We start from the raw sequence: 15,141 nt of genomic DNA, 5'->3' as shown, positions 1-15,141 counted from the left end.
ACCTTGCCCTATTCCATTGGAAACTACTAAACTGGGCTGCGCTATTTTTTAAAGTAAAAACTCCTAAACGACCAACTTCGCTAAATCTATTTGTGAAATTATATACCGTATGCCTGCTTATACTGATTCTCTTAAATCACTTACTACTGCTGTTCTCTGCCTGTTCCTGCTGCTGTTTTCAAGTATTGAAGTGGAAGGGCAGACACAGACAAACACACCGACTCCCCCTCAAACAACGCCTGCACCGGCAACGGCAACTCCTCCGACAACAGCGCAAGCGCCAACGGTTACCACCGACACTGTTCAAAAACGGATTGAGCAGCTCAAGGAAGTGAAAGACCTCTCTGAGGAAAATCAGAAGAAAGCACTCGATTTTTATAATCAGTCTCTGAGCAACCTCAAAAAAACAGCCGACTTTCAGTCTGACGCCAACACGTATTCAACGCTGGCCCAGAACGCGATGCAGCGTCTGGAAGAAAAAAAGACTGAAATTGAGAACCTGAATAAGAAACCGGTCCCCACATTCACGGAAAACCAGACGCTCTCCCAGTTGGAGCAGCTCCTGGTTCAGGAAGAAGCAAAGCTGGAACAGGACAAAACTGCTGCTTCCAGTTGGGACGAAGAAATCGCACGCAGATCAAATCGCCAGAAAGAGGCCCTGACGCGGGCCACAGAACTGGACGATAAAATCAGTGAGCTGGAAAAACAGCTGAAACTGCCTATTCCCGCAGACGAACCTGCAGCCGTCACCGACGCCAGACGGATGGAACTCTCCACCCGCTTAAACATGCGAAAAGCAGAAAAGCCTGCTCTCAAGAGTGAACTGACAGCTTATGAAGCAGAAGAAACGATCGGGTTCCCCCGCACTAATCAGGATTATTTAAAACTCGAAGTCAAAAAACAGACTGAGCTGGTGGACGCTTTGAAAGCGCAGATCAAGAAGCTGCGCGATCGTGAAGCTGCCATGCGGGTCAAGGAAGCCAAACAACAGGTTTTCGAAACCAATCCTCTGTTGCAGCCCCTCGCGGAAAAGAATCAGAAATATGCAGAAGAGATTGTTGATCTCAATAAAAAAATTGAGTCCACAGACAGGAAAATCACCCAGACCACAAAGACTCTCGAAGAACTCAAAAAGCAGTTTGACCAGACCAAAGCGAAAGAAGAATTGATTGGTCTCACCGGACCGATTGGCTTAATGCTCCGCAGTCAGCAGGCCAATCTACCTGACATTGAAAAAAGTAAACAGGATATCGAAAAATACAGCAAAACAATTGATCTGGTCAATTTAAAGCAGTTCGAACTGGATGAAGCCTGGGCCGATTTTCCTTCGGTTGACGAACAGTTTGATAAAATTCGTGACAGCAGTCCGCGCGAACTGACGGAAGAAGAAGAACTCAATCTCAAAAATGTCATTGAGGAAACGCTCACGAAACAAAAAGAGTACTTAGACACACTCATTCGCAGCAATAAAAGCTACTTCACCAAACTGCTCGACATTTACACGACTGAAAAGCAACTCGTCAAAGAAACAGAAGCGTATGCCGACTATATCCAGGAACGGATTTTCTGGATCAAAAGTTCGCCTCCGATCTCACTCTCGGAAATCAAAGACACTTCCAATACCCTCAAATGGCTCTTTTCTCCCACTCATTGGAAACAGTTATACGTCTCCATCAAGGATGACGTCGCGAACAACCCAATCATCTATTTCACGGCCTTTTTCTGTTTCCTCAGCCTGCTGTACCTGGCTTACAATGTGCGTCAGCAGTTGCGTATTATCAATAAAGAAATCATCCGCAGCAGCTTCCGCAAGTTCGGGATTACAGCACGGGTCGCATTCCTCACTCTGTTTATTGCCATCGTCTGGCCTGGTTTCATCTGGTTTATCGCGTGGCGTGTAGGCAGTCATCCTGGTGCGCCCCCGTTTGTTAAAGCCGTGGATTACAGTTTGCGACAGGTAGGCTGGCTGCTGTTTTTCTGGGAACTGATCAGGCAGATCTGCCGCCCCCTTGGTCTGGGTGAATCTCATTTTGGCTGGTACAAACAGACCGTGCTGTATGTTCGCAAAAACATTCGCTGGGTCATCCCGTTCTCCATTCCCCTGTTGTTTATCACTCTGTTATTACATGGGAAAGAAGTCGACCGTACCCAGGATCTGCTGGAACGCCTGTTCTTCATAGCCCTGCTGGTTGTATACACCATTTTTGCACGAAGAGTCTTTCACCCGCGGTCCGGGCTCTTTCAGTCCATCATGAATTACAACCATGAAGTCTGGTATGACCGCCTGAAATATGTGGTCTATTTCCTGGCTCTGTTTATTCCCTGTTTACTGATCTTCCTGGCTCTGATTGGTTTCTATTTCACAGCCATGAGCCTGTTCCATCTGATTTTCCTGACTCTCTGGCTGTTTCTGGTCGTGATTCTGTTTAGAGCGATCTTATTACGCTGGATTCTGATTCATCACCGGAAACTCAGTTATCAGCAGAACCAGGAACGCCTGGATGCGATCCGTAAGGAATCGCTCGAATCCAGTTCAGAAACAAATATCGCGGGAATCACCACGGAAGAAGAGAATCCGGCTGACCTTACCAAGATATCCGCGCAAATCAAAAAGCTGGTCAATGCCAGTATGACTGTAATTCTGCTGGTGGGGGCATTCTGGATCTGGGGTGACACTCTGCCAGCCTTTAATCGCCTGGATAGTGTCGACTACAAAGTCTGGACGACCTCCGTTGAGGTCGTGGGAGAAGACGGCAAGATTTCCGAACGACTGGAACCCGTTACTTATCTCGATTTTGGCATTGCTATCATCCTCGCTGTCTTTGCTGTTGTGGCCACGAATAACGCTCCCGGACTCCTGGAGTTTCTGGTCCTGCAACGAGTGCCTCTTGACGCTTCAATCAAATATGCGATTTCTACCCTGGCGCGCTACTTTGTTGCATTGATTGGAATCTTTGTCGTCTTCTCGACAATGGGGATTGGCTGGACGAAACTGCAATGGCTGGCAACCGCATTAACCTTTGGTCTCGGTTTCGGACTCCAGGAAATCTTTGCTAATTTTGTTTCTGGTCTGATTCTGCTGATCGAACGCCCGATCCGAGTGGGTGACATCATTACCGTCGACGACATCACCGGGATTGTCTCCCGAATCCGTATGCGTGCCACCACGATTACCAACTGGGACCGCAAGGAATATATCGTCCCGAACCGCGATTTCATAACGGGCAAACTACTCAACTGGACGTTAACCGACTCGGTCAATCGTATCACCATCACCGTTGGTGTGGCCTATGGCACTGACACGAATCATGCCTCTGAAATCGCCATGAAAATTCTCACCGATCACCCCCTGATCCTGGAAGACCCGGCACCGAGCATTACTTTCGAATCCTTTGGTGACAGCACGTTGAACCTGATCCTGCGGGCCTATCTGCCGGACCTGGAAAAACGTCTGGTAGTCATTCATCAAATTCATACAGCGATTCATGAACAATACGCGAAAGCAGGTATTGAAATCGCCTTTCCTCAACGGGATATCCACTTGTATTATGAAAACCAGGCAAGTCTGGTACCTCCGCCAAATCCGGAGACGGCAGAACCAGGCTCCCAGATCCAGGCTGAAGAAAAGTAACGGGGACTCTGTCAACACTCACAACAGTTTTGCAACAAAGGTACCGTTGATGACTGCTGCAGTCTGACCGTTTACTTTCACGGTCGATTCTAACGCAATCCGTCCGCGCCGCTTGCGTTGAAGACTGTCGTGAAATGAGGACCATACACTTTCATCAGGCAGAGGACACTCTGCTGTGAAATCGGCTTCAATCGGACGTAGAAATTCGATTTCACTTTTCTGAATAACGATTTTATAATTCTGCTGATCGACTCTGAGCTTGAGATGAATCAAGGTCCAGCCAGCCAGGATTCCCAGACTCGCAATACTGCCTCCAAAAGCAGTTTCCTGGTGATTCAGATTAGGAGCCAGTTTTGCACTCAGTTTCAGTGAACCGTCAGAGACAGGTAATACATTGAACTGCATTGCCCGCGTCACCGGAATGTGCTGATGTAAGTAAGCAGTCACTTCCTCAACATCGAATTCCATCACCGCTCCTTCCAGACAGTTACACAATACATTCAGAAACTTCCTCTGAAGCAATGGTGATCTATCATTGAGGAAAACACAAGTGTTGCAGAATCGAGTGAACCGTCAGTTCCTGCTTCAGTCTGCAGTCGGAAGTGGTGGTAAGAATTCAGGACCGCCACTGTCAGGAGCATTTGACCTGGGTGGCTGTACCGAGGGAAAACGCGGGACCGTTTCTCGAGAAGGTTGCCATCCATTGTCCTGTCCAGGTAACACGGGTCCGACGGGCTTCGTCTGTGGCTGAGTCCTGTTCTTTTCAAATTCCTGACCTGGAACAGGAACCGGAAACGTTTCCCGAACCGATGGTCGAACTGGTTGAGGATTATAAACAGCCTGCAGCTGTCTAATGGTCTGCTGCATCCTGTCCAGCGTCTGATTTACGCACTTGACTTCACGCTCTGGAATCATTCGATACGGATATCCATGGTACTGAAACCGTGGTTGAGGGTAGCCATTCCCCCCCTGGAAAACATAACCGTTTGGCCCCGTGGGTTGAATAACGGGCTCTCTGAGAACGGGTAACTGCATGACAGACAGAGTATGATCCAGATCATCTACCAGGCGATCCAGATCTGATAATGCCTGCTGCATGCCCTGGACCGGTGCCTGTAGGATCATCATGCGATGAATATTATCCGCCAGCTCATGTATCTCATATGCCTTGTCGAATAACAGACGTTGCCCCCTGATTCCGCGAAAGTGCGTGCGAATCTCTCTGCACACCGTAAATGAGTCCTGATTGAGTCTCCCCCCCAGTGATGCAACATCCGTCTGTTGTACCTGCGCGAAATTCGCAGACATCGTGCAAAGTAAAACGAGTGCGATATTGAATGGAATCATCATGGTACGAAACATCTTGCTTTCCTCTATAATTACCCGGACATTGCTGTCAGATCATTGCTGTTGCCTGCCTGGCTACCACAGCAACGGGAATAAAAAGAGGCAAAACATGTTCCTTAAAATCAACGCGATTACTTCGTTGTGCCTAAAGTCTTGAAACTCCGATACTTAACGGCTGATAAATTCATCCAGTCTCTTTAAGCACCTGCAGGATTCCTCCATTTCTGAAGTAGTTTCGATGACAGCTGATTCAATTTGATCTCAAAGCAGACGAAACCTGATTGCCTGCCCTTTTCACCCATGTCCCATTCAGCATATAATAATTAATTCAGCTTAAACTCAATCTATTCAAATACTTCGGAAGATTCATATACCATGCCCCTCACGACGCGTCAGTTTGGTCCACTCAGTTGTCAGATCTATGATAATCTACCCGCCGATCAGTCACCCGATGTCATTGCCATCGTCAGTCATGGATTTGGTGCACCAGGGGATGATCTTGTCCCCTTGGGACCCGAGATCCTGAGAAATCAACCACAGCTTTCAGAACGCGTTCGATTTATCTTCCCCGCTGCCCCACTCTCCTTGCTGGAGATGGGAATGCCCGGCGGTCGTGCGTGGTGGATGCTGGATGTCGCAGAACTGAATGCCGCTATTGCTTCCGGAACAATCCGGGATCAACGGGATAAAACACCTGATGGCTTGATTGAGGCGGGACAGCAACTTCAGGAATTCGTCTTAGCGGTTCAGCAGGAGTCCGAATTACCATTTTCTCAAATCGTTCTGGCCGGTTTTTCGCAAGGATCAATGGTCTCGACCGAAGTCGCCTTTCAATTGCCACAAGCTCCGGCAGCGCTGGTAATCTGGTCAGGCACACTCCTTTGTGAACAACGCTGGGGAAGTCTGGCTGACCAGTCCCCCCGATTCCCTGTCCAGCAGAGTCACGGAACCCAGGACCCGATTCTCCCTTACGCTGGTGCCATCTGGCTCAAAGAGATGCTGGAACAGCATGATTTTACCGTCGACTTTTCAGAATTTGTCGGTCCCCACACTATTCCCGATGTGGCAATTGAGAAATTTCGTAACCTGCTTAGTGATCTGACGGGCAGTCTTTAAAAGAAGAACAGGTTAATCTGCGGAAACCCCTTATTTGTAAAGGCAATGCATTGAGACTGATACAAGTCCAAGCCATAATATCAACTGATTCCTGAATACAGCCCCTATCGCAACTTGAACGTTCTTCGATATATTCGTACACCGTCATTACCGAAACTGGTCTCCAGGCGAAATATCGCTTTGTCGATACCAGAATAGAAACACATGAAATCATCTCTGTTTTTTCGATTCTCGACTCTGCTGGTCCTGCTGTTAAGTCCTCTGCTCAATGGCTCATTGTCATTTGCAGCAGATCAGAAAACGGGCAGCCTGGAAATTTCCAGTATTCAGATTGGCTTTGATGGTCTGTATAAAGTCGGACGCTGGGTTCCCGTCTACCTGGAAGTTAAAACAGACAGCCCCCTTGATGTGCAATTATGTGTGGTGGCGCGGTCTCCAGATGGTAATCCGACTGAGGTGCCATCTCAGGTATATTCGCTTAAGACACCAGGAACTCATCACCTGTATTCAGAGTTCAAAACGGGCCTGCTGGACAGTCCACTAAAAATTCGCCTGCGAGACGCAGAGACTCAATCCATCCTGAAAGAGGTCTCATACGCTCCCCAGTCAAAGCAAAACCAGTTCACCGGAATTGGTTTGAAACAATCCGTCGAACTCTGGGCGACAATCGGTTCTGTTGCCGGGCTGGAGCCCGTCTCACCTGATTCGCTGGCGAACCTTGACCAGAATCTCGATCAGTATGCGGCTTTAATCGAAGATCAGTCATCCCTGCCCGAATCTCCTTATGGTTACGATACTCTCGACACATTGATTGTCGATTCCGATTTTTCCTCGGCTCCCCATAAAAATGACGCCATTCGCGAGTGGGTTGCCAACGGAGGCCATCTGGTGTTATGTGTGGGAGCAGATATTGAAGCGTACCAGCAGAGCCAATATGCCAGTTGGGTCCCCGTAAAAACACTCGGCACGACAAATGTCCGTGATTTAAGCAGTCTGGAACTATACGCTGCTGTCCGCTCCCGTATTCGCGGGGTCGCCACTGCCAGCCGGATTGAAATCTCGACTGGGGAAGTTCTGGCAACGGGCCTTGATGGCCCACTGCTGGTACGAGTGCCGTATGGATTGGGAATCGTCACCTTCCTGGCGCTCGATCTCGACACCAGTCCGCTGATGAACTGGGACGGGTTAAATAATCTGAGTCGCAAACTGGCAACCCGAGCCAAACAACCAATTGCTTCCAGTCAACAGAACGCGGTTCTGGGGAAGCGAATTTCCCAGACCGGCATCTCAGAACTGGAAACACAGCTCTTTCATTCACAGCAGAATTTCCCGGGAATCAATCGCCCTTCCCACTGGTGGGTTATGGCCTTGATTCTGATTTACCTGCTGGTAATCGGACCGCTCGATTATTTCCTGGTACACAGGATTTTGAAAAAACCACATATCACCTGGATTACTTTTCCTGCGATGGTTCTCATTGCCATCGCCTGGGGTGGCTTCACTGCCTTTCAGGATAACGGTAGCGTCTTACACTCGACCCAGTTAAACGTCGTTGACTACGACGTATCTGAGGGACAGATGCGGGGACGATTTTATCTGAATTTATACAGCCCGGAAACACGCCGTTATCAGGTCAGCGTCAAATCTTCCGTTCCTGCAGAATCGAAAGACCAGCCTTTCTTTCCGACTCATCTCAGCTGGAACGGGCTACCAGAATCAACGTTTGCAGGCATGTATCGATCCGCGGAAGGAACGATCACCGGTCCCGAATACCAGTTTTCAGAACAATCAAAGGGCATCGAAAACCTGCCGGTTTTGAAGTGGGGAACCAAGAGCCTGCTGGCGGAGTGGAATCAACAGAAATCAGATCTGGTGACATCCAAACTGACAGGAAACAACCTGGGGCAACTTTCGGGAACCCTAAGTCATCAGTTTTCCGGTCCCCTGAAGGACTGGGTGTTGGCTTATGGAAATCGAGTCTATCTGCCGGTTACGAATCCGGAGCAGCTTGAGCAGTCTTACATCCCGGCTAATGAAGCCTGGTCGATCAATGGTCCCCGTATCGAATCGAGGAATATCAAAGGGTATCTGACCCGGTCTGTCTCACGTCGGATTGAACAGAAAGGGCAGAACAATGCCACCATTGTAACGGTTCAGACTGATTACAATCCGTTTGCCAAAAATGCTTATGAAATCCTCAAAATCCTGACGTTTCACGATATGTCAGGCGGCTTTGGCTATACCGGACTTTCCAATATCTCAGGCGAACAACTGGATCTGACAGAACAACTTCGTTTGGGAAGAGCGGTCCTGTTCGCACGTCTGGACTCACCACTCAGTGTTGCAGAACTGGATGAGAACCAACTCGACCAGGAACAACAGGCGACCTATATCCGAGTCGTGATCCCCGTAAGTATTTCCATCGATATACAATATGAACTGCCGTCATTAGACAAAAAAGACGAAGAGAAAAAAGATCAGCAGGACACACCGTCCGGGAGCGATAACGAGTGATTGAAACACGGAATTTAACAAAACGCTACGGCAACTTGATCGCTGTAAACAACATTAACCTGAACCTGGGTGAAGGTGATGTTTTTGGTTTTATCGGCCCGAATGGCTCAGGTAAAACAACAACCATGCGGATGATCGCCACATTACTCAGCCCCGATTATGGTGAAGCGTATGTATGTGGAAAGTCGATCTATACCCACCCGGAAGAAATCCGACGCCTGGTCGGCTTCATGCCTGACTTTTTCGGTGTCTATGATGATATGACGGTGATTGAATATCTCGAATTCTTTGCCTCTGCTTATCGGATTAAAGGGCCTCAACGTCGAAAAATCTGTGAGGAAAAGCTGGAACTGGTCGACATGACATTCAAACGGGATGCAATGGTCAACCAGCTCTCCCGAGGCCAGACACAACGCATCGGCCTGGCACGTGTGCTGTTGCATGAGCCCCAGGTACTCCTGCTCGACGAACCAGCCAGTGGCCTGGACCCCCGCGCACGAATTGAAATTCGAAATCTGCTGAAACGACTGGGGGAACTCAAAAAAACCGTCATCGTATCCAGTCATATTCTTCCCGAACTCGCGGACGTCTGTACGCGCGTCGGAATGATCGAAAAAGGAAATCTGATTGTAGACGACAATGTCGATGAAGTGATGAAAAAGGCGCGACAACAAATTATCCTGCACGTTGGTGTTGGCGAGAATACTGATAAAGCGGCAGCTCTGCTGCAGGCGCACGAGCTGGTTTCCAAACTCGAAGTCAAGAAAAACGTCATGCTGGTGACGTTAAAAAATGATGTGAAAGACTACACCTTTATCCCCTCGCTGCTGATCAGCGAGGGGTTCAAACTCAGCCTGTTCCGCGAAGAGGAAATCAACCTCGAAACGGCATTCATGGAACTGACGAAAGGACTGGTCCAGTAATCCTGGCAGGCGATTTACTTCTTCTTTTTGGCAGCAGCCCGTTTGGCTTTACGGGCCGCTTCCTCTTTTTCTTCAGCCGCTCTCACTTCAGCTTTCGGCTTGCGCACCTGCTGTAATAACCATTCATAGACTTCCGGATTATTATAGGTTTCTGTCCAGGAATCGTGGCCAGCTTCCGGATAAATGGTGAACTTGACGTCGGCTTTCTCTTTCTTCAGAACATCCACCAGTGTCTGAGATCGCTCAATAGGCACTGCAGTATCTTTACCTCCATGAAACACCCAGATCGGAACGTGTTTGATTTTCTTAACCCAGAACTTCTCACCGCCTCCGCAAATGGGCACCAGCGCAGCAAACCGATAGGGAGTGTAAGCCGCCAGTGACCAGGTGCCAAAGCCTCCCATACTTAATCCTGTCACATAGATGCGGTCTTTATCGACTTTGTATTTCTTTTCGATGTCATTCAACAGTGCAGTCAATTCGACGGGCTGCCAGAGCTGCTCTTTAGGGCACTGTGGAGAAACAACGATAAACGGAAACTGCTTGCCGTTTTTGATCAGCTTTGGCGGGCCATGAACTGTCACCAGGTCCAGATCGTCTCCCCGCTCTCCTGCTCCATGAAGAAACAGGACCAGAGGCCATTTCTCTTTTTCATCATAGTTCTCAGGAAGATAGAGCAGATATTTCATCTTCACCGGAATCGTAGTATTCAGCTCGGCGGCAGACTGATTTCCGGTTTCCTGCTTCTCTGCTGCTTGACCGCAAACAGGCATCACACACGCAGTAAACAGGAAACAGACGGATATAATTCGATTTAACATCTGGTTTTTTCTCCCGACTAAAATGTCATCTCTGATAAAATAAGCAATTCAGGAAATGAGCATGACAGAGAGCCCTAAAGACTTCAAGCATAAAGGGTTCTCAAAATTCGTCTGCATTGATCCTTGCCGATCAAAATCTGTAAAAGCAGGAGATATAAACAGTATGAAGAACCCGTGCTGCACGACTGCTTTCCCCTCACTTCACATGCCCTAAGTCCAGAATGGTCTTCTATCAAAACCGATTTTTTGATAAAGTCCGGCCTCAACTCTCAATTTCTCTCCCTTCCTATCATTTAAACCCAACTCCCCTCTCACACATGAATTCTGCGACTTCTTGCGGAAATCTGGTTTCACAATTTCATTCTGATTCCAAACGAGTTTCCTGGAAACCGTTCTGGGTGGGAATCGTGTTATGCTGCGCCTCACTTTTCGGATGCCAGAAAAGCATGCTGCAAAATGTCCGAGAAACTCCGCTGGCAGCATCTCTGAAAGAGAAAGTCACTCGTAAAGTTCCCAAAGATCTGGAAGGCTTGCAGGTTTATCTCTCTCATGATCTGTGGGTGCGTAATCATAATTGGTCTCCGGAACAGGAATGGAATACGTTTCAGAAAAATAAAACAGAGTCTCAACTCGCGCCGCTTGAGGTACAACGCTGGGTCTTTGGATCCGTTGACCAGAAAACTCTGTTAAGCGAAATCGGCGGTCAGCAACCAGAAACCAATCCCGAACAGACAGCCGCAGAATCTGAGTCCACATCAGAGCAGCCCGTTCCCGAGCAGACAGCCAAATCAGATTCGAAAGCTTCGGACAAACAGCAAAAACCCGAGAGTTGGTCATTTAACGCGTTTCAGGATTTTTTCTCTGATCAGAAAAAGCATCGTTCCAAATTATCAGAGAATCAGCGATCAGACAAATTAGTCGCACTTCAGGAACTGTCGACATGGGATAACCTGGCTGGCTGGAACGCAGCGATCCTCTGGGCGACAATATCCCCTGCGACGGCGATTGAGGCTCTCCCTGTTCTCGAGAAAGTGGCTCTGGATCAGACGAATGCGTCACCTAATAAATCAGGTAATGATCCCGGGAAACCCGATCAGAGAGCTGTCTCAGAGGCAATGCAACATGCTGCCTTGAATGCGATCTCACTGGTTCTTTCTCAGGCCGATGCGATTCCACTCGAAACACGAACCAAATTGTCACAGCGACTGCAGCGTCCCGATCTTTCAGTTGAACAAAGAAGCGAACTCTATCTCACGCTGGCCCGCTTCATGTCACCTGCCAGCATCCCCTCACTGGATCGCTCACTGGAAATCAGTGAGCAGAGTACAATCGCTCCCAAACAGTTGAGACGTGCCGCTTTACAAGCCTGCATTCTTCATGGTCACTGGTTTCATTCTGAACAGGGCCAGCCTGATCATCCTGAAGGAATTCAGACCTTTAACCCCGAAGAATGGCCAGCGAACATCATGCAGGTTCGTTGGGACACCGATGCGGAGATGCGTTGGAACTTCGGTTACTGGGCTGCTTTAATTCACCACTCTGACGCCGAAACAATTCTCATATCCCAACTCAGAGATGCAGATCGAACGGTTCAGATCAAAGCCATCGAACACCTGGGAATGATGAGATCAGAAACAGCCCTGCAGGTCCTGAAAGAGTATGCAGCACGTCCGGCTGAAAATCTCCGTGTAGCGGCAGCAAAGGGTCTTAGTTCCTGGGGGCCGATGCACCTGATTCCCCTGAAAAACGACACTTCCTCCGCTGTCAGACTGGAAGTCGCCTGGGGACTGGGAAAAACTCCAACAGCTGAATCTGCCTTACATCTCCGTTCCCTGATTAATGATCGCAGCTCCCAGGTACAGTCTACTGTCATTCAAGCCATTTCTGACTGGCCCGATGATCTCGCCGTGCCTTTACTCCTGGATGGGATCCAGGAAGGAATTTATAAAACACGTCGTCAAAGTATTCTGCAACTGGTCGACCGGACCGGCCTGGGAGGCTCTATATCAATTGAAGCCTCACATCAGGAACGAGTCGCTGCGGTCAATGATCTGGTCCAGAGTGGCCGGCTCCCGGGAAGTTTCTGGGGGCAACTCATGCAACAGGGTCTGAAAACAAACCAGGAAGTCAACCAGGGGCGCACTGCTGAACTGCAGTCCTACTTTCAAACCCTGATCAATCAACCACGGGAATCTGCTGAATATCAGCAAGCCTACCAGGAACTCGCAAACATCAGTCCCGCTGAAGTCAAAGTGCTGGAAAAACTGATCCGAGAAACTTCGATCGAAATCCCCGGCGAAATCTATACTGATCTACTGGCCGACCTGAGTCCGGAATATGCAGCGTTGAATCAATTGACCAGCCCCCATATCAACGACCGACGTGAAGCCGCACAACAGTTGTTTGTCAGTTCGCAAAATATCTCACTCAATCCGGTAGTAGTCGCCCGTCTGCGTAAGTTGATGGCACACGAACAGGACCGTCTGGTCTGGCGGATTGTGATGTCCTCTGTTGAAAAGGACAACTATGAGGAGGCTGCCCAGCTGGCACTGCTGGCAATCAATCATAACTGGCCTGATATTAGAATCCTGGGCTGCGAATATTTTGGTTCGCATGGCTTACCACAGTATGCGATCTGGCTGCTCCCGCTGCTGGATGACAAGAACCACTCCGTTCAGCTGGCTGCCATCCAGGCCATCGGCCAATGCCATAACCCCATCGCCATTTCAGGTACTCAGAAGCCAGGTGAAAGTCAGAATTCGGCAACTTCTCTGCGTTCTCTGATGACCCATTCAAATCGACGAGTACGCTTCGAAACAGTCGTGGCACTCAGTCGGCTTGGCGATTTTGCCGGTATGCAGGAACTGCTGCGACTTTCAAACGACACTCATATTTCCACGAGAAAAGAGGCCGTCAGGGAAATGGGAAACTCGGGACAGACACGTTTTGTAGAACCTCTGATCCAGATGGCCTGGACCGAGCGAAACAACACAACACTCAAAGAGATCCTGAGCAGTCTTGACAAACTGGTGCCGGAATCGGAGCGGCCCGCCAGTCTGAATCCTCAGCTGGACCAGTCAGATCGGGCTAAAATCTGGATGAACTGGTGGCAATCACAACACTCTGGACAAGGTTCCCGCCTGTTTACAGGGCGTTAAGTATGAATTCTTGTTTTTGATGTACGTGATGGTTGTTCTCCTCTCCGGGATATCAGTATCATGGATGCTAAATCATTAAAATTCTCTCCAAAGAATGTTTTCATCACTGCGGAACTACTACATGGCTAACTACCACGACGACTTTCAACTGGAATGGCATGGAAATACGGTCGTAATCATCCCTGCGAGCAATGTAGAGTCAATGAGCTGGGATCTGATTGAACAGGCCGCTGATATTGTCATGGCACCATTGCAGGAAGTCGAGATTCCGATGGTCGTTTTCGACCTGAGCGATGTCAGCTATTTCGGCTCCGTGTTCCTGGCGCTGCTGTTGCGCTGCCATAAGCATGTCCGCAGCCGAGGAGGAGAGTTGGTTTTGTGTGGCGCCAGTAAGATGGCCAACGAACTCTTACGTATCACTGCTCTGGACACGCTCTGGGCTATTTATGAGACCAGAGATGAAGCGCTGGATGCCCTGATGGGCTGACCGGGGAATCTGGTCTCACATTCGTCTCGACCCGCTATGTTAAAGGATTAATGGATCATGTCGAGGAAGTATCGAAAAACACGCCCCGGCGTCTCAGAGTCTGACGTATTACCAACAGAACACAGTTCGGAACTCTATCCGCATGAGTCTATCGTCGCCAGTATCAAAGAGACGGCTGATAAACTCAAACAGGATCAGGCAACCCGCGGCGATCTCAAAATTCTGGATCGCGCCTTAAAAGAATTAAGGTACGCTTTCAAGGTTTTCACCCCCTATCGAAAGCAGCGCAAAGTCACCGTCTTTGGTTCTGCCCGCACGAACCCCGACGATCCTTCCTATCAGCAGGCTCTGCAGTTCGGACGGAGAATGGCGGAAGAAAAATGGATGATCGTAACGGGAGCAGGTCCCGGGATTATGGAAGCTGCTCATGTCGGTGCCGGCACTGACATGTCTATGGGTGTCAATATCATGCTCCCTTTCGAGCAGGAACCCAATTATGTGATCCATAAAGACGAAAAGCTCGTCAATTTAAATTACTTCTTCACTCGCAAACTCCTGTTCGTCAAAGAAGTCCATGCCATTGTCTGCTGTGCTGGTGGATTTGGAACTCTGGACGAAGCATTTGAAACGCTGACTCTCGTACAGACGGGAAAACGCGATCCCATGCCGATCGTACTCCTGGATGCCCCTGGCGGATCTTACTGGAAAGACTGGGAAGAATTTCTCAAAAACAATCTGTTAAAACAGGAATTGATCTCAGAAGAAGACCTGTCCCTGTTTCGTGTTACCGATGATATCGAAGAAGCCGTCGATGAAGTAATCGATTTTTACAGCGTCTATAACAGTATGCGATATGTAAAAGGACGGCTCGTCCTCCGTCTGCATGTCGAACCCAGCAATGAATTCATTGAAAAACTGAATGATGAATTCAAAGATATTCTCGATTCCGGGATCATCACAAAGGTCAGTGCACACGAACTGGAAAAAGATGACGACCACCTGTCGGATCTGCCTCGTATTTCACTCATGTTCAATCGTAAAAATCTCGGTCGACTGCGGCAGTTGATTGATCGCATCAACACGGAACTGGGGCCACAAAGTTCAGAAGAAGCTGAAGAGGAAGAATAACGTTTCAGCAGGAATA

10 protein-coding genes are annotated in these 15,141 nt (G+C 48.8%); 7 read left to right on the top strand and 3 right to left on the bottom strand.

Annotated elements, in window-relative coordinates:
- Positions 1-109 precede the first annotated feature (109 nt).
- Positions 110-3,631: a mechanosensitive ion channel domain-containing protein gene (locus ACN0YN_RS01065; RefSeq protein ID WP_417383120.1), complete on the top strand. Its 3,522-nt coding sequence runs from the start codon at positions 110-112 to the stop codon at positions 3,629-3,631.
- 18 nt (positions 3,632-3,649) lie between these two features.
- On the opposite strand, the gene ACN0YN_RS01060 is transcribed toward ACN0YN_RS01065, so the two are convergent.
- Positions 3,650-4,099 (bottom strand): YiiD C-terminal domain-containing protein, encoded by a 450-nt coding sequence (locus ACN0YN_RS01060; RefSeq protein ID WP_417383119.1) that lies wholly within the window; start codon positions 4,097-4,099, stop codon positions 3,650-3,652.
- Between the two features lie 117 nt (positions 4,100-4,216).
- Positions 4,217-4,993, bottom strand: coding sequence for a hypothetical protein (locus tag ACN0YN_RS01055; RefSeq protein ID WP_417383118.1), 777 nt, complete (start codon positions 4,991-4,993; stop codon positions 4,217-4,219).
- A gap of 360 nt (positions 4,994-5,353) precedes the next feature.
- Here ACN0YN_RS01055 and ACN0YN_RS01050 point away from each other — a divergent pair, with 360 nt between their 5' ends.
- The 3 genes from ACN0YN_RS01050 (at position 5,354) to ACN0YN_RS01040 (ending at position 9,531) form a co-directional block, all read left to right on the top strand.
- Positions 5,354-6,094 carry an alpha/beta hydrolase gene (locus ACN0YN_RS01050; protein WP_417383117.1) on the top strand — a complete coding sequence of 247 codons (741 nt, stop codon included), beginning with the start codon at positions 5,354-5,356 and terminating at the stop codon, positions 6,092-6,094.
- Positions 6,095-6,298: 204 nt separating this feature from the next.
- The gene (locus ACN0YN_RS01045) at positions 6,299-8,608 is read left to right on the top strand and encodes a hypothetical protein (RefSeq protein ID WP_417383116.1); all 2,310 of its coding nucleotides are present in this window, start codon (positions 6,299-6,301) and stop codon (positions 8,606-8,608) included.
- Complete coding sequence (locus ACN0YN_RS01040; protein ID WP_417383115.1) at positions 8,605-9,531, top strand: ABC transporter ATP-binding protein; 927 nt, start codon at positions 8,605-8,607, stop codon at positions 9,529-9,531. The genes ACN0YN_RS01045 and ACN0YN_RS01040 overlap by 4 nt, the downstream gene beginning before the upstream one ends.
- A gap of 14 nt (positions 9,532-9,545) precedes the next feature.
- On the opposite strand, the gene ACN0YN_RS01035 is transcribed toward ACN0YN_RS01040, so the two are convergent.
- Positions 9,546-10,352 carry a dienelactone hydrolase family protein gene (locus ACN0YN_RS01035; protein ID WP_417383114.1) on the bottom strand — a complete coding sequence of 269 codons (807 nt, stop codon included), beginning with the start codon at positions 10,350-10,352 and terminating at the stop codon, positions 9,546-9,548.
- Positions 10,353-10,798: 446 nt separating this feature from the next.
- Here ACN0YN_RS01035 and ACN0YN_RS01030 point away from each other — a divergent pair, with 446 nt between their 5' ends.
- From ACN0YN_RS01030 to ACN0YN_RS01020, 3 genes are all read left to right on the top strand, one after another.
- Positions 10,799-13,510, top strand: coding sequence for a HEAT repeat domain-containing protein (locus ACN0YN_RS01030; RefSeq protein WP_417383113.1), 2,712 nt, complete (start codon positions 10,799-10,801; stop codon positions 13,508-13,510).
- A 121-nt stretch (positions 13,511-13,631) separates the two neighbouring features.
- On the top strand, positions 13,632-13,997 hold the full coding sequence (locus ACN0YN_RS01025) for an STAS domain-containing protein (RefSeq protein WP_002645248.1): 366 nt from the start codon (positions 13,632-13,634) through the stop codon (positions 13,995-13,997).
- A 57-nt stretch (positions 13,998-14,054) separates the two neighbouring features.
- Positions 14,055-15,125, top strand: a complete 1,071-nt coding sequence (locus ACN0YN_RS01020) for a TIGR00730 family Rossman fold protein (protein WP_417383112.1) — start codon at positions 14,055-14,057, stop codon at positions 15,123-15,125.
- Positions 15,126-15,141 lie beyond the last annotated feature (16 nt).

It is taken from the genome of Gimesia sp. (genome assembly GCF_048260065.1).
GTDB lineage: Bacteria > Planctomycetota > Planctomycetia > Planctomycetales > Planctomycetaceae > Gimesia.
The sequence above is the reverse complement of the archived record's forward strand: the minus strand, read 5'-3'. Positions and strand labels throughout refer to the sequence as shown.

Bases quoted from the DNA above. Each gene is read 5' to 3' on its own strand.
- ACN0YN_RS01055 (WP_417383118.1), bottom strand. From the start codon at position 4,993: ATGTTTCGTACCATGATGATTCCATTCAATATCGCACTCGTTTTACTT.
- ACN0YN_RS01045 (WP_417383116.1), top strand. From the start codon at position 6,299: ATGAAATCATCTCTGTTTTTTCGATTCTCGACTCTGCTGGTCCTGCTG.
- ACN0YN_RS01035 (WP_417383114.1), bottom strand. From the start codon at position 10,352: ATGTTAAATCGAATTATATCCGTCTGTTTCCTGTTTACTGCGTGTGTG.
- ACN0YN_RS01065 (WP_417383120.1), top strand. From the start codon at position 110: ATGCCTGCTTATACTGATTCTCTTAAATCACTTACTACTGCTGTTCTC.
- ACN0YN_RS01030 (WP_417383113.1), top strand. From the start codon at position 10,799: ATGCTGCAAAATGTCCGAGAAACTCCGCTGGCAGCATCTCTGAAAGAG.
- ACN0YN_RS01060 (WP_417383119.1), bottom strand. From the start codon at position 4,099: ATGGAATTCGATGTTGAGGAAGTGACTGCTTACTTACATCAGCACATT.
- ACN0YN_RS01050 (WP_417383117.1), top strand. From the start codon at position 5,354: ATGCCCCTCACGACGCGTCAGTTTGGTCCACTCAGTTGTCAGATCTAT.
- ACN0YN_RS01020 (WP_417383112.1), top strand. From the start codon at position 14,055: ATGTCGAGGAAGTATCGAAAAACACGCCCCGGCGTCTCAGAGTCTGAC.
- ACN0YN_RS01025 (WP_002645248.1), top strand. From the start codon at position 13,632: ATGGCTAACTACCACGACGACTTTCAACTGGAATGGCATGGAAATACG.